Consider the following 14,310-nt stretch of genomic DNA (forward strand, 5'->3'; position numbering starts at 1 on the left):
CTTCATACAAGTCTTATAACAATTGTATGAAGGAGGTTGTTTAGGAATGAACGTTTTTCGGAGTGTTATGGTTGATAAAACGAGATTTCACTCACATTTTCAAGCCATTTCTCTGCATTTTTTCCGTCCTTGTCCCCAATCCATACTTCCAGGTGTTCATCAGTAAGACTCTCTCCTCTTACCCAGGAAAGTTTTTCTTCTTTCTTTAAATAGACTGGTCGATAGTCTCCCTTTCCCTCTTTCGGTGAGGTAATTTGAGTTTGATTCTGGTCATTAATATTGACTGTATATAACGATGGCTTCGGACGCATGGTAGGATCATTTGACCATTCCGCTTCTTTCACCCGGGAGGTAACGAGCTCTTCATCTGACATCCATGTAAAATCAAGCTCCGCATACTTATTCGGGGTAAGCGAATTCGAAGCTGGAAACTCTTTAACTTTCAAATTCTTATCCTTAAACCCGAAGACAAGCCGCCCGCTCCCTCCAATATAAGCGAGAATGTCTTTAGTAGCTGCCCACTTAGGTGCTCCAACTCCCGTAATGACCTCATCGACTACCGAAAAACCAGACCCATCTGTTCGAATCGCACTAAGCATGTTGCTGTCCATCGACCAGGAAGCTGTCGGATACACAATAAAAGAAACCCATTCTCCACTCGGGGAAAAACGAAATACCTCTGCCCCGATCGCAGGAATTTCCGCCTCACCAGTCTCCAACTGTTTCGGAATTGTATAGAACGTTTCTGCTCCTTTATCGATTGCATCCACAAGCTTATCCGGAATCATTTTTTTATAAAGAACAGCATTCGTCCAACCATCTGGGGTGAGCGTTGCATTCGAGGACAATAAGAATCCATCCCCCTCAGGAAGCCATGTGTACCCACCAACTCCTACTGAGACATTATAGAATTTACGTAAGTCTGAGATACTCAAGGCTCCTTCATGTTGAAACGCAATTCGATTGTCTGTAGGCGACCATTGTGGATTGAATGCATTTGTATATACTTTCTGTTTCTTTTGGTCATCGATACGATAAGTCCAAAGTTCATTGGAAAGTTCTCCTTGCTCATTCAATACACCCTTTTGCAAAAACGCAACATATTGACCGTCATGGGACCAAATCGGCTTACCTGTCACTGTTTTGGTGTGCGTAACCTTCTTCTCATCACCATTTTGAACCACCCACAAATCCCCGTTCCTCACAAATGCAGCTGTACGATCTGCATCTTGAGCAAATCCAGCAGCTGGGACCATTATAAGAAGAGCCATAATACTTACCATTATAGATTTCATAACCGAATCTCCTTTAGAATAGGATAGTCTTACCTTTTCACCAGGGGTTATGAATCATACAACTAAAAAATTTTAGTTTTTTTATCTTTTATGTTTAAAGCATGTTTAATAGGGTAAATAAACTTTGATACATTAGCGAGGTAACGTATATACAACTCTATACTTCTTAAAGATCTACATAATTCGTTTTACAGCCCGTTTAGTCGGCTGCTTTTTTTTGACCTCGTTCTAGTTCTTTAGTCTTAATCTTAAGGAAAACACTACATTATTAGGAGGAATTTAGATGGATTTAAAAAGTTTATCCCTTTTCAAAGAATGTTTTGGTGAAGTAGAAGGTGCTACAGACAAATTAAGTGATGCTTCCCTTTCACAATTAAACGCTCGTTCCCTTAAATACGAAACCAAAGTACCTCAGCTTGAGTATATGTGCTTGATGATGGAGAATATGGTGCTGACCAAGAAACTAGAAGGAAACGTATACGCTGGTTTCCAAAAGTTCTCCCGTGCCAAGAACGTAATCGATCGTTTCCAAGCCATGGCAGAATACAGCAACGTGTACATTTTTGGACAGAATGATGCTGCTATGGACCCTAACGACGGCATTAACTATATTGAAATCCCACCAGAAAGTGAACTTATGCGCGAATGGTTCCTTGTGATCGACTCACCAAAGTTTAAATCAATGATGGTTGCTTATGATATGGAAGGTTTCGGGACACACGAAATTGAAGAAGATCGTAAATTCAGAGGAATGAAGTCCTCTAGTCCACGCGTCATTAACAAAGCGACAGACCTTCTTGCTCCTCATACAAAAGCAACCCCTATCGCGTAACGTCCTATCCAAGAAGGGCAATCACACATAAGGTTGCCTTTTTCTTTTTTTCTATCTAATCAATAAAGGAGATTTCTATGACTAAATTACAAAAAATGACCGCCATTGGAATATTAGCGGCCATCAGTATGATTTTATATTTCTTTAAGGTACCCCTTCCGTTTTTCCCGATATTCCTAACCCTCGATGTGAGTGATGTCCCTGCTCTCATTGGCGCAATTACAATGGGACCTATTGCAGGGGTAATGGTGCAATTGCTAAAGAATATACTCGAATACCTATCCCACGGCAGCTACGTTGGACTACCCATTAACCAAATTGCCAACTTCCTTTCAGGAGCCCTAATTGTTGGATTAATCGGAGGATTCTATCACTACCAAAAGAAACTCAATTGGAAAAGCTTTGTCTTATCCATAACGGTTTTTCTAACAGCCATGTTCTTTTTGAATTACTATTTCATACTTCCTACCATCATGAACCTCTTAGGACTAAACATGGAACAATACTTAACCTCTTTCACAGAGGCCAATCCATATGTAACCGACTTCCGTACAGCCGTCTTACTCGTCATCATCCCTTTTAACTTGATTAAAATCTTGTTTGTGTACGCTGTTGGACTGCCTTTTTCCTTTAAACTTCAACGAATCTTACAAAAAAGGAGACTAATCACATGAAGATGACGTTTTCCAAACAAACGACTATATCCATCTGTTCGCTTCTCATCTATAGCCTGGTCCTGACTGTTTATAATTTCTATAGCACAAACCTGTTCTTTGCAATTGGTGGATCTCTTTTCGCTTCGGTGATCTTAGCATTCATTTACCTGATTAACCATAAACCTTCAAACAAAAGTGAGAACCCTGAGTCTATACCTAATGAAGAAGGCACCTCAACTAATACAAACGCAATCCAAACGTCTTTAGAAGAATTGCGTCATTTAGAAACTCATATTGGCCATATGAACTCCATGAACAGCCAAGTAAGCTCTTCTTCAGAACAAGTCAATGATCAGCTGATGGAAATGGTTCAAGACATCTACCAACAACAAGACCACATCAACCATTTTGGAGATCAGCTTGGTAAAATTAATGGCATGATTCAAAATTTAGATGCCATTATTGAAGTCACAAATGCTACGACTGAGGAAGTAACCGAACTGTCCAATTCAGGTAAACAAAAAGCAGACGACTTTAACCTCGTCTTCTCTAAAATCATCACGATTACCAAACAATTCGGCGAATATAATCAACAACTTCTTGTCAAAATGAAAGAAGTGACACAAGCGCTAAGTAGCATTGAGTACATTTCAAATCAAACAAACTTGCTTGCTCTTAACGCATCAATTGAAGCGGCTCGCGCTGGTAGTCACGGAGCAGGATTCGGTGTTGTAGCAGAAGAAATTCGGAAGCTCTCCACCCAAGTTAAAGGAAGTGCCGAAACCATTGAGAAAATCGTTACGGACGTAAATACGAGTATTGCCGACCAAGAAAAATCATATGAGCGCGATATACATGTATTAGAAGAGGGCAAACAAAAAGGGACGCAAATGATCCATATTTTTGATGACGTAATCACAAGCATCCGGACTCTTTCTGCTCAATCACTTGAAATCAAAAAAGATTCAACAGAAGTCGAATCAGAAAATCAACGCCTGATTGACATGATGCAAGAAGTAATGAACCTCACAGAGGGGCTTACTTCTAAAACGGAAGGCTCCTCAGAACTTACAATGGAGCAACAATCCCACTTAATGGAGTTAGAAATGACAGTCTCAACAATGGTCAGTCATATCGAAACAATTCAGAGTAATCTGCAGGAACATTTAGATCATTCAAGTAAAATCGCTTGGATTCGCCCAGCTGAGATGGAAGAAAGAGAACGCATGAAGGTAGCAAAATAACGTGCATACATTTCACTTCCCAACATAGACTAACGTTTAATGTTGTTGGGAAGGCGGGATCGTATGTTTAACTTTCTTCCACCGTTGATACTGATTTTTGTCTTATATATTCTCGTGGTCCGCTTATTGGGAAAGTCAGCCCTCGCCCAATTGACCCCACACGATTTTGCGGCCTTGTTTTTCCTGGCTTATGTGGCTTTTCAACCGATACAGATTGATACATATTTCCAATCGTTTATCGGAATTATAGGAATCGGACTAACCCACTACGCTCTCTCTCGTATGAGTCTAATGGATGGCATTAAACACCTTATTATTGGACAGCCAACAGTATTAGTCCGAAACGGGGTAATCTTACCGGAAAACTTGAAGAAATCAAGGTTCTCCTTAGATGAATTGCTCTCTGTTCTAAGGACTTCCGGTCATCCACGCGTGAAAGAAATTGAATACGCCTTTTTAGAACCAAACGGAGACGTAAGTGTCATCCCGAAACGAGAGAGCGCCCCTCTCACCCCTGCTGATATGGGAATGGAATTACCTTATCAAGGGATTCCTTTATCTGTAATCGTTGAAGGAAAAATTCAGCACCGTAATTTATCTCTTATTGAAAAAGATGAAACCTGGTTACTAGAACAACTCAAAAAACAAAATTATACTTCAACTCTTCCGATCTTTTTCGCCTATGTCTTAGACGGGGACAACACCATCCACACCAGTGAATACCCGCCACCGAATTAAACGCTCAAGGCATCTTGAGTGTTTTTTTATTGCCCAATGAGTTCTTCTATGTTGGAGGGTCTGACGTAGGTTAAAGCATTAGTAGAACCTGTGTAGGAAAGACGCATTCGACTTAACAGCTTCGAAATAGCATGTCTTGAATCGAGTCCGAGGAAATGTTGACACGTTTGGTTTGTCAACGTAGAACCATATAATAAAAAATAATCCGCCACGGCTAATCTATGTGCCATGCGAGAGCGAGTCGTACAGGTAGGACATTCCCAAGAGAGCTTCTTACGAGTCATACTATATTCTTTGCATGTAGGGCAACGGATTCCTGTTTGGATATGAGAGGAAGGAATAGAAAACGTCTGTAGGATATCAGAATAATAAGGGCGATGTTTTTGAAGTAATGACTGTTCAAGGGGAGTTAAGGAGAATGACTTTTTGTTTTCATAAGAGGCGTGTAGTTTTTTTATTCGCTCCACGGTCACATCAAGGTGTGTAATAGGAACGGAGAGTGTATCTTTAAAATTTAACTCAGCGTTAGGATTGCTAATTGCAACTAGAGGAAGTAAGGGATAAGTGTAGACTTCATGGACATGGAGCCACTGTTTGAGTTGAGAGAGCTGCCGGTTAACTTGAGCCAGAGGATTTTGGTACCTCTTAGCACTTCCATGCTTCACAACCGTGAATTGACCTGACTCATCATCTACTGTAATAACACCAGCCAAATTCTTCACTTCAATTAAAAAGCCAACATGAGGTGTAAGGATAAGGGTGTCTACTTGAAACGATTTCCCATAAACGCTCAAACGAAGATCATGAAAAATTCGATATGTGGAGAACGGCAAAAAACCTAAAAAATAATCTAAGGCCTGTTCCCCTCTATATCCAGCCCACCTTTTATTTATATCCTTTTCAATAGTGTCACGTTTTGGATGATTTTGAGGCAATCGTCTAAGCAAAGCCTCAGTTTGCCTAATCACAGGAGGAACTGTTCTCTTTTTGACATTTACCAATAAACCACTTCCTTTCACCTCTTAATATAACAACAATTACCGTTTAGTGGAAAAGATTAGTCTTATATGGAGTTAAGTTGTCTCTGATCCTGAGTGTGTAGGGTAAGAATAGGGCCATTTTCCCATGAACTTGAGTCGCTACAGTTATACTCCCCCTTCACTTGAGCCTTTTTTCTAAAATCTTGAGCCGCTTCTCCGTTTCTTGAGCCGGCCTCTATTCAGCTTGAGCCACTTCCTGCTGACTCGAGCCGAATTTTCTCCTGCTTGAGTCAATTTCCGCTCAGCTTGAGCCACTCCAAACCATCTTGAGTCTCTTTTACCGAAATCGAGCCGCTCCCCATGAACTTGAGCCACTCCCCAAACCAGCACTGGCCACTTGAGTCATTTTTTCCAAATCTTGAGCCACTTCTTTTCTTCTTGAGCCGGCCGCTATTCAACGTGAGCCGATCTCTGCTGACTCGAGCCGATTTTTTTCCTACTTGAGTCAATTTCCGATCAGCTTGAGCCACTACAAACCATCTTGAGTCTCTTTCACCAAACTCGAGCCGCTCTCCATGATCTTGAGCCGCTCCACATGAACTTGAGCCACTCCCCTGCCTCAGACAACCTGACGCACCAAAACCAATAGAAAAACCCCCGCTCCAAAGCGCGCGGGGGCACTCCAAAACAGGGGCTACCTTATATTTAGTTAGCTTCAGGGAATATACGGTCGACCATCTGACCGAATTCTTTAAAGAATCCTCTTACAGGATCACCGTTTTGTACGTCGCGTACGTAGTCACCTGTCATGTCGAAGAAATCTGGATTTGATGAAACAAATACATTGTTAATGTCTTTGTCTGCTGCTTTTGCTGCTTTTGAAATTTCTTTCTTTAAATCATCATTTAGTTCTTGTGTACTTTCGCCTTTTTTCACAACAGCAACATATGCATTACGGTCTGTTTTCAGAACGTATGCACGTTTCACCTCATCAATATCTGCTGTAATTTTGTCAGCAACTTTGTCCGCTACGCTGTAACGACGGTTATTATCTCTGTCATCTTTGTATGTGTCTTCATTACCTACGTTTTCCTCGCCGTAGTCCTGACCGTTATTCATTTGGCCATTGTATGGACCGTTGTCATAGTCGACTTGGTTAAAGCCATCTCTTTGAGCATCGTAGTTTTGCTGATTATGAGCACTTTCGTCATAGTTATTGCCTTGAGTACCCATACGGGATTCTTTATCTCCTTCAGCTGTACAACCAAATAATACTGCAGCAGAAAGAATCGTTACGCCTACTAATTTCATGTTCATGTTGGTACCTCCTAGTTGTATTTGTGCCCTTAGTATGGAATCGTTCATATCGGTTTATACAAAAACAAGCACGCCCAATTTTTGGACGCGCTTGTATCATTCACCTTAGTGGTTTCCTGGGTTCTTAAGTTGTGATTTACTTCCTTTTTTTGAACGGTATTCTGTGTTTTTATTGTTATCGCCAGAAGCGATTTCTTTTCCGAACTCTTCGTTCATTTTCCCACCCTTTAGTTTTCCTGTTCGTTTCGGTGAGTTCTGATTTTGGCTTCCTTTACTTCCATTTCGGCTTGTCATGGTTCATCACTCCTTTTAGTTGTCATACATTTATTATCCTAAATGAATCTCAGAACTATTCAGGCATTGTTTGACAAGATCACCAACAACGTTAAAGAGTGAAGAACTTCATTCTGGTCAAACTAGAAGTAACCCTTTTTGAAAGGGGCAATGCCTCAGTGACAGTTTATATAGCTGATTATGATAAAGCTTTGTATTTCACACTTTGGGGGCAGTGGGACGACTTACTGATCTTAATGGTACGAACGAAAGATGATTTTTTGGCGAAGAAAATTGAGTCGTTCCTTCATTCGTATCATTATTCCCAGAATGATCAGGAAGTTATGACGTCGCATGGAGATTTAATGCACTATATTGATCACGCGATGATCCATATGCCTGCCTTTTCTATTTCAGAATATACCGAAGAAGTTTAGCATCCAGGGTGTTCCTTTACAGGAGCACCTTTTTTGAATGCACCAAAAACCCCCGCAGCCTAAACTGCGAGGGTCCCCCTCTCCTTATTGTTACTTTACATAGCGCTCTATATAGCTTTTAAATTCGTCTAAGACCACTTGCACTTTCTCTGCTGCATCGTCTGTTAAACAATCCTCATCCCTTAAGAAACAATGTGGATCTAGAACGAGTTGATTTGGAATAACATTCGCATAAAGACCACGACCTATAATTCTCATTTGGTTGAGGGAATTAATCCCGCCCTTACCACCACCTGCAACGGAGAAAAGTAAGGTCGGCTTATGACGGAAGTGATCACCGCCGAGGAAATCCAAACAGTTCTTTAGAGCTCCGCTCATGCCACTATGATATTCTGGAGAAAGCCAAACGAAAGCATCGGCTTCCATCGCGGTTTCTTGTAACAATTGAACTTCAGCAAGGTCTCCTTGCTCTTTTTCCCCGTTAAACATAGGTAAATTCATCGTGCTTAAATCCACTAAATGAGCATCTAACCGTTCGGCTACGTGTTTTGCCGCAATACGAGTGCGGCCGTACTTTCTTGGTGTACCGTTTATAACCACAATGTTCATGGTCTTCCTCCTTTGACAGTCTTAATATCTGGTATGTATACGTTGCCAGAGAAGGGGCTTCTCCAAATCATAACACTCTTTAAAATGTTTTACAGTTCTAACGATTACAAGCGACCAGCTAAAAAAGCTGACCGCCTGAGAGTTTACGTTCTTGGATATTCTTGAACAAGTGGATGAAGGTGCATTTCATCGATTTGCATATGCTTTGGGGCACTAGCCATATAAACCGTAGCTTCTGCGATGTCCTCTACTTTTAGCCAATCCTTTTTCTCGGGGTCGCCTTGTTTTGAATCAGCAAAATAGGAATCGACCATTCCTGGGTTAATCGTTCCTACTCGAACACCGTATTCTCTCACCTCTTGAGCCACTGCCCCCATAAAGCCTTGAACGGCATATTTCGTTGAAGTATACAGCGAACCATTAGGGATCGTGTAGCGGCCCACATCAGAAGAAATCGTTATGACTGTACCTGCTTTTTGTTTCTTAAAAGTAGGAATTAGAGCTTTGGTGCATAAAAACACCCCTTGTACGTTTATTTCAAACGCCTTTCTCCACTCTTCTACTGTGACCTCTTCAACAGGTTTGAACATACCAATTCCCGCATTATTGATTAAGATATCTACTCGTCCAAACGCATTCTTCGTAGCTTCTACGACATGATCTACTTCATCTTCATTACTTACATCAGCTTGAAAGGATAGGATGTCACCGTATCCCTCTTTCTCTAATTCGTGTTTCGTCGCGTGAATGTGATCTGAACTTCCGAGTATGGCAAGCTTCGCCCCCTTTTCAGCAAACTGACGGGCAATCTCTTTCCCGATCCCTCTAGAAGCTCCTGTGATTATGGCAGTTTGTCCTTCAAACATTCTCGACCACCCCTGATCTATTATTCGTTTTCTACTACTTCTGTCGTTAAGTTCTTATACTTCGTTTCAAATAAATCCTTGCGACGGTCACGAAGTTGTCGGACCGTTCCTGATTTTCGTTGACGCCTTAACACCTCAAGGTCTACATCTCCTACAACGACGGTTTCGGTGTTTGGTTGACTTTCTCCTACAATTCCATCTCTTGCAAATTCAAAATCAGAAGGTGTGAAGATTCCTGACTGGGCGTACTGCACGTCCATGTTCTCTACTTGCGTCAAGTTCCCAACCGTACCAGCAATGACCGTGTATACTTGGTTTTCTACAGCGCGCGCTTGAGCACAATAGCGTACCCGAAGGTATCCTTGCCTGTCATCGGTACAGAATGGACAGAAGATAATATTCGCCCCTTGGTCTACAGCATAGCGAGATAATTCAGGGAATTGAACATCATAACAGACTTGGATGGCAATCTTACCGCAATCTGTATCAAACACTTTCACCGTATCGCCTGCCTGAATGCCCCACCATTTCTTTTCATTTGGTGTTACATGAATTTTATACTGTTTTTCAATTGTTCCATCTCTTCGGAAAAGATAAGCAATGTTATAAATTTGATCCTGCTCTTCTACAAAATGAGAACCACCGATAATGTTGACGTTATATTTTACAGCTAAATGTGTGAACAGTTCAATATAATCTTCCGTGTACTCTGTTACCTTTCGTACAGCTTTAGATGGAATCTTCTCATTGAATAAAGACATCAGCTGCGTTGTGAAGATCTCTGGGAACAGAGCAAAATCTGATCCGAAATCGCTTGCAACATCAACGTAATATTCTACCTGACGGGCAAATTCATCAAACGTGCTGATATTTTTCATCATATACTGTACCGCTGTAATGCGTACAGGGTAGGAGGTCTTAAAATAGCGTTTTGTCGTCGGGCGATAGTCTACATTATTCCACTCCATTAGCGTTGCATACTTGCTAGATGCTTGGTCATCAGGTAAGTAGTTCGGATTTACTCGCATGACCGTGAACCCATTCATAATCTGGAATGTTAATACCGGATCATAGATGTTTTTATTCATAACCTCTTTTACATACGTTCGTGGCGACATTTGATCTTCGTACTGATGGTAGTTTGGGATCCGCCCTCCGATGATGATACTTTTCAGATTCATTTGCTGGGCTAATTCTTTTCTCGCTTCATATAGACGGCGTCCGATCTTTAATCCTCGATACTCTGGATGAACCATAACTTCAATCCCATAAAGGTTATACCCTTCAGGATCGTGATTCGTGATGTACCCCTCATCAGTAATGTCATCCCACGTGTGCTGGTCGTCATACTCATCAAAGTTTACAAGGAGACTTGAACAGCTCCCCACAATCTCTCCATCAGCTTCTACGCAAAATTGTCCTTCAGGAAAGTGCTCTAGATGACTCTCTAAATGGGCTTCTTCCCAAGGCTCCATATTTGGAAAACAAATCGACTGCAAATTCATGATTGGCTTAATATCTTCATGCCTTATATTTCGAACAATAACTTTCTTCTCAAATTGGGATAAATCTAACTTTGACATGACTCACTTGTCCCTTCTGTCAAAAATTTCTCTCTTAACTATCGTAATGCTAAATCTCCCCATCTGTCTAGGTGGACGATGTATAGCGTCCCCATATTTGCCAAAAATAGATGTAAATACATAGATGAGGTGACCGTATGTTAGAAAACTGGGATTCATGGACCTTAGGAAAAGTACTTACCCTCCTCCTAACGCTAGGCATATTAATGATTTGGTTGCAAATTACCGTATGGCACCACAGAGGTAAATTTCATAAATGGCAAATGTGGATCCCCGTTTTTGCCTTGCCATTCTTTGCATTAACAAGTTTCCTTGTGGTTGTCTTCCCTTATTCATGGGCAGGATGGTTACAAACGATTATGTGCAGTCTGGTTATAGTTGCAGGTCTGTACGGTGGCATTTTACACATTGGCGCCATTGCCGGGCGAACGGGAGGATTTCGATATGAGAATCTGCAAGTAGGTCCTCCCTTTGTGCTTCCGTTTACAGTAGCGGCATTTGGTGTCATTCAACTATTCAATCTATGGTATTAAAGGAGTAAATGATTATGGATAAGCACCCAAAACGAACGCATTACCCAACTTATGACGTTATGAGCGAAAAGAATGAATGGGATCCTGTTACACAGCAGGTTCTATTCTCACGCATTCATCCATCAGAGGGTTCCATTTTAACGCCTGATATGAAGCGCACCTTACAGGCTTTAGCTAAAACGTTATTTCCCTCACATCTTGGAGAACAAACCTTAAGCCTGACAATGGTACTCGATCAGAGATTAACCGCAAAGAAGCTTAAAGCCTTCCCAAAAGGAGCTAATCTCTCCAAGGAAACGATTATTTTAAAAGGGTTAACCTTTATGGAGCAAGAAGCCATAACCGAACACGGAAAAACCTTTTATCTACTAGATGAAAAAACAAGAAATGAGCTTGTGAGAAAATGGAGAGGCAGCGATGGTGATCCCTCTATTTGGGCTGAAGTGCATAGCGATTTATTCTTCTCAACGGTATCGGCTGAAATTGTAAAAATTATTTATTCAGATCCTGCTATTTGGTCTGATATTGGTTATGGAGGCCCTGCCTTCCCAAGGGGGTACTACGCATTTGGTCCTCACCAGTTCGATGAGTGGGAGGCTAAGCCTCATGGCGAGAACCTCGTTTGATGTTTGCATCGTAGGCGCAGGAGCAGCAGGCTCTGTCATCGCAGCTCATTTAGCCAAGACAAACCTAAGCGTTGTTATGCTCGATGCAGGGCCTCACCGCGATCCAGAAAAAGATTTCGCAAGTGATGAATTAGAAATGGAGAAACTGTTCTGGGATGAGCCAAGAGTCAGTGTCGGGCAAGACCCGCTCGATTTACACAGAAGTACATCTGGGAAAGGTGTCGGAGGAAGCGCGGTCCATTACACAGCTCAACTTTTACGTTTTCATAAAAGTGATTTTAAAACGAAGACAACAGAAGACATTGGAGAAGACTGGCCGATTTCATACGAAGACGTACTTCCTTATTATGAACACATGACGAAACGTCTTTCCCTATCCGGGCCAAATCGTTTTCCATGGCAGACATTTGGCGAGCACTTCCCATACCCAGCTCATCACGACCTTTCAAATAATACATTGAAATTCCGTTCCGGCTTAGAGAAGATCGGGATGAAACACGCCGTTTCCCCTCTTGCCATCCTATCAGCGCCACTTGAGGATAGACACCCTTGTATCAATCGAGGCTTTTGCGAGGAAGGATGTATGCCAGACGCAAAGACTACACCTTTGAACACGTTTATACCAGAAGCCTTACACGGTGGTGTTACTCTTTTGCCAGAAGCGACCGTTACATCTCTAGCTACCGATCCATCAAAACGAGTAAAGACCGTCCACTATAAGTTAGATGGACAGAAACATGAAATCAAAGTCAAAATTGTCGTTTTAGCAGCGTATGCGATTGAGACACCTCGCCTTTTACTGCACTCAAAAAATGCCGACTTTCCGAATGGTTTGGCAAATTCTTCAGGGCTTGTAGGAAAATACCTAATGACGAACACAAATGACCATATCATCGCTAAGTTCCCTGAGGAGATCCGAATGTATCGAGGCAATCCCGTTCAAGCGTTAACCATGGATCCCTATTTATGTGGTCAAGAGAATGGATTTAAGCGAGGATTCATCTTAAATTCTTACGGAATGAGACCTGTACGATTAGCTACACTGTTTCTAGAAAACGACGAAACATGTATCGGTGAGAATATGAGGATGAGAATGCTTGACTATAATCATTTCGCAAGCTTTGCGATGCTTGGGGAAGTGATCGCTCAGGCGAGTAATCAAGTTGCATTAACGGATGAGCTCGATGGTAATGGTGTTCCCATTCCAAAAGTAACCTTCTCTTACCATGAAAATGATTTACTTATACGAGAACATGCTAAAGAAACATTGAAGTCTATAGCCACAGCAGCAGGCGGTGAACCCCTGTACCATCTACGAGCACACGCGCACCTGATGGGCGGATGTCGGATGGGGAATGACCCTCATTCCTCTGTCGTAAATAGTTACGGACAAAGCCATGATATTGATAACTTGTTCATCGTCGGAGCTCCTACATTTGTTACTGCTCCTTCCGCTAACCCAACCCTGACCATTTACAGCTTAGCTAAGAGATCAGCTGAATATATTGAAACATTTTCAAAAGAAATCGGGGTAAATGGGGACAGTTGATTTGAACTAAATGAATTGATTTGCTTCAAAACCCACGGTATGATGGGGATGAAGAGGTGGAGCCAATGAATGGTTTTGAACGAAGAACAGAACTAAAGAAGAAGAAAATTTTAAATACAGCTTTTGAGTTGTTCTCTAAATATGGGGTTCAGAAAGTGAGTATCCAGGAGATTGCTAAGTCTGCCCAAGTGTCACAAGTAACCATCTACAATTATTTCGGAAGCAAAGACCAACTTTTGCTCGAAGCCATTAAATCATATGGTTTTGAACGCCTTACGACATTTCAAGAATTAATAGACGACTCCTCTCTTACTTTTGAAGAAAAAATTCGCCATATCATAACATCGAAAACAACAGACATGTTGGACTTTGACCTCGATTTCGTGCAAACCCTGATGTCAAACCAACCAGAAATTAAAGAATTTGCGAATGAATTTGCTCAAAACCACTCAATCCCTTTGTTCATGAAATTGGTTGAACAAGGCAAAGAAGAAGGAGTAGTAAGTCCTTCTTTATCTGCGAATATGATAATGTTTTACATTAATATGTACAACCAAACCATGCGTAACAACCGCGAATTTTTTCAAGACAAACAAAGCACCCAACAATTCACAGAAGAAATGCTACAATTATTTTTCTACGGCATTAGCGGGAAACAGAATAGAGAGTGAACTGAAGCAACGATGAACATACCTCCAACAACCAAACGAAAAAATTTCCACTCATGAAGTGGGCGCCACGTGCTCATATTAAGAGTACGCTTCGCATCACA

Annotated in this window: 16 protein-coding genes; 9 read left to right on the top strand and 7 right to left on the bottom strand. The window is 41.5% G+C overall.

Annotated features, from left to right (window positions below):
• Positions 1 to 65: 65 nt before the first annotated feature.
• The gene (locus tag IEW76_RS12020) at positions 66 to 1,295 is read right to left on the bottom strand and encodes a TolB family protein (protein ID WP_188654159.1); all 1,230 of its coding nucleotides are present in this window, start codon (positions 1,293 to 1,295) and stop codon (positions 66 to 68) included.
• 283 nt (positions 1,296 to 1,578) lie between these two features.
• On the opposite strand from IEW76_RS12020, the gene IEW76_RS12025 reads away from it, so the two are divergent.
• From IEW76_RS12025 to IEW76_RS12040, 4 genes are all read left to right on the top strand, one after another.
• Positions 1,579 to 2,127 (top strand): DICT sensory domain-containing protein, encoded by a 549-nt coding sequence (locus IEW76_RS12025; protein WP_188654161.1) that lies wholly within the window; start codon positions 1,579 to 1,581, stop codon positions 2,125 to 2,127.
• A gap of 77 nt (positions 2,128 to 2,204) precedes the next feature.
• On the top strand, positions 2,205 to 2,801 hold the full coding sequence (locus IEW76_RS12030) for an ECF transporter S component (protein ID WP_229721223.1): 597 nt from the start codon (positions 2,205 to 2,207) through the stop codon (positions 2,799 to 2,801).
• On the top strand, positions 2,798 to 4,027 hold the full coding sequence (locus tag IEW76_RS12035) for a methyl-accepting chemotaxis protein (protein ID WP_188654163.1): 1,230 nt from the start codon (positions 2,798 to 2,800) through the stop codon (positions 4,025 to 4,027). The genes IEW76_RS12030 and IEW76_RS12035 overlap by 4 nt, the downstream gene beginning before the upstream one ends.
• Before the next feature lie 63 nt (positions 4,028 to 4,090).
• On the top strand, positions 4,091 to 4,765 hold the full coding sequence (locus IEW76_RS12040; RefSeq protein ID WP_188654165.1) for a DUF421 domain-containing protein: 675 nt from the start codon (positions 4,091 to 4,093) through the stop codon (positions 4,763 to 4,765).
• Between the two features lie 26 nt (positions 4,766 to 4,791).
• Here the strand turns inward: IEW76_RS12040 and IEW76_RS12045 are convergent, their stop codons facing one another.
• From IEW76_RS12045 to IEW76_RS12055, 3 genes are all read right to left on the bottom strand, one after another.
• Complete coding sequence (locus IEW76_RS12045; RefSeq protein ID WP_188654167.1) at positions 4,792 to 5,766, bottom strand: nuclease-related domain-containing protein; 975 nt, start codon at positions 5,764 to 5,766, stop codon at positions 4,792 to 4,794.
• A 684-nt stretch (positions 5,767 to 6,450) separates the two neighbouring features.
• Positions 6,451 to 7,062, bottom strand: a complete 612-nt coding sequence (locus tag IEW76_RS12050; protein WP_188654169.1) for a YhcN/YlaJ family sporulation lipoprotein — start codon at positions 7,060 to 7,062, stop codon at positions 6,451 to 6,453.
• A 105-nt stretch (positions 7,063 to 7,167) separates the two neighbouring features.
• Positions 7,168 to 7,356, bottom strand: a complete 189-nt coding sequence (locus IEW76_RS12055) for an imidazoleglycerol-phosphate dehydratase (protein WP_188654171.1) — start codon at positions 7,354 to 7,356, stop codon at positions 7,168 to 7,170.
• A 158-nt stretch (positions 7,357 to 7,514) separates the two neighbouring features.
• Between IEW76_RS12055 and IEW76_RS12060 the strand changes: the two genes are divergently transcribed.
• Complete coding sequence (locus tag IEW76_RS12060; RefSeq protein WP_188654173.1) at positions 7,515 to 7,772, top strand: YhdB family protein; 258 nt, start codon at positions 7,515 to 7,517, stop codon at positions 7,770 to 7,772.
• A gap of 90 nt (positions 7,773 to 7,862) precedes the next feature.
• Here IEW76_RS12060 and IEW76_RS12065 read toward each other — a convergent pair whose 3' ends face one another.
• The 3 genes from IEW76_RS12065 to IEW76_RS12075 form a co-directional block, all read right to left on the bottom strand.
• Positions 7,863 to 8,381: an NADPH-dependent FMN reductase gene (locus IEW76_RS12065; protein ID WP_188654176.1), complete on the bottom strand. Its 519-nt coding sequence runs from the start codon at positions 8,379 to 8,381 to the stop codon at positions 7,863 to 7,865.
• A 143-nt stretch (positions 8,382 to 8,524) separates the two neighbouring features.
• Complete coding sequence (locus IEW76_RS12070) at positions 8,525 to 9,247, bottom strand: SDR family oxidoreductase (RefSeq protein WP_188654178.1); 723 nt, start codon at positions 9,245 to 9,247, stop codon at positions 8,525 to 8,527.
• Positions 9,248 to 9,267: 20 nt separating this feature from the next.
• Positions 9,268 to 10,830 (bottom strand): GNAT family N-acetyltransferase, encoded by a 1,563-nt coding sequence (locus IEW76_RS12075; RefSeq protein ID WP_188654179.1) that lies wholly within the window; start codon positions 10,828 to 10,830, stop codon positions 9,268 to 9,270.
• 137 nt (positions 10,831 to 10,967) lie between these two features.
• Here IEW76_RS12075 and IEW76_RS12080 point away from each other — a divergent pair, with 137 nt between their 5' ends.
• The 4 genes from IEW76_RS12080 to IEW76_RS12095 all read left to right on the top strand — a co-directional run bounded on the left by IEW76_RS12080 (position 10,968) and on the right by IEW76_RS12095 (position 14,209).
• On the top strand, positions 10,968 to 11,363 hold the full coding sequence (locus tag IEW76_RS12080; RefSeq protein WP_188654181.1) for a hypothetical protein: 396 nt from the start codon (positions 10,968 to 10,970) through the stop codon (positions 11,361 to 11,363).
• A gap of 14 nt (positions 11,364 to 11,377) precedes the next feature.
• A complete protein-coding gene (locus tag IEW76_RS12085; protein ID WP_188654183.1) occupies positions 11,378 to 11,989 on the top strand; it encodes a gluconate 2-dehydrogenase subunit 3 family protein in 612 nt (203 codons plus the stop codon).
• Positions 11,970 to 13,538, top strand: coding sequence for a GMC family oxidoreductase (locus IEW76_RS12090; RefSeq protein ID WP_188654185.1), 1,569 nt, complete (start codon positions 11,970 to 11,972; stop codon positions 13,536 to 13,538). The genes IEW76_RS12085 and IEW76_RS12090 overlap by 20 nt, the downstream gene beginning before the upstream one ends.
• Positions 13,539 to 13,603: 65 nt before the next feature.
• The gene (locus IEW76_RS12095) at positions 13,604 to 14,209 is read left to right on the top strand and encodes a TetR/AcrR family transcriptional regulator (RefSeq protein ID WP_188654187.1); all 606 of its coding nucleotides are present in this window, start codon (positions 13,604 to 13,606) and stop codon (positions 14,207 to 14,209) included.
• Positions 14,210 to 14,310: the final 101 nt, after the last annotated feature.

The sequence above is a fragment of the Pontibacillus salipaludis genome, assembly GCF_014642405.1.
Classification (GTDB): Bacteria; Bacillota; Bacilli; order Bacillales; family BH030062; genus Pontibacillus; species Pontibacillus salipaludis.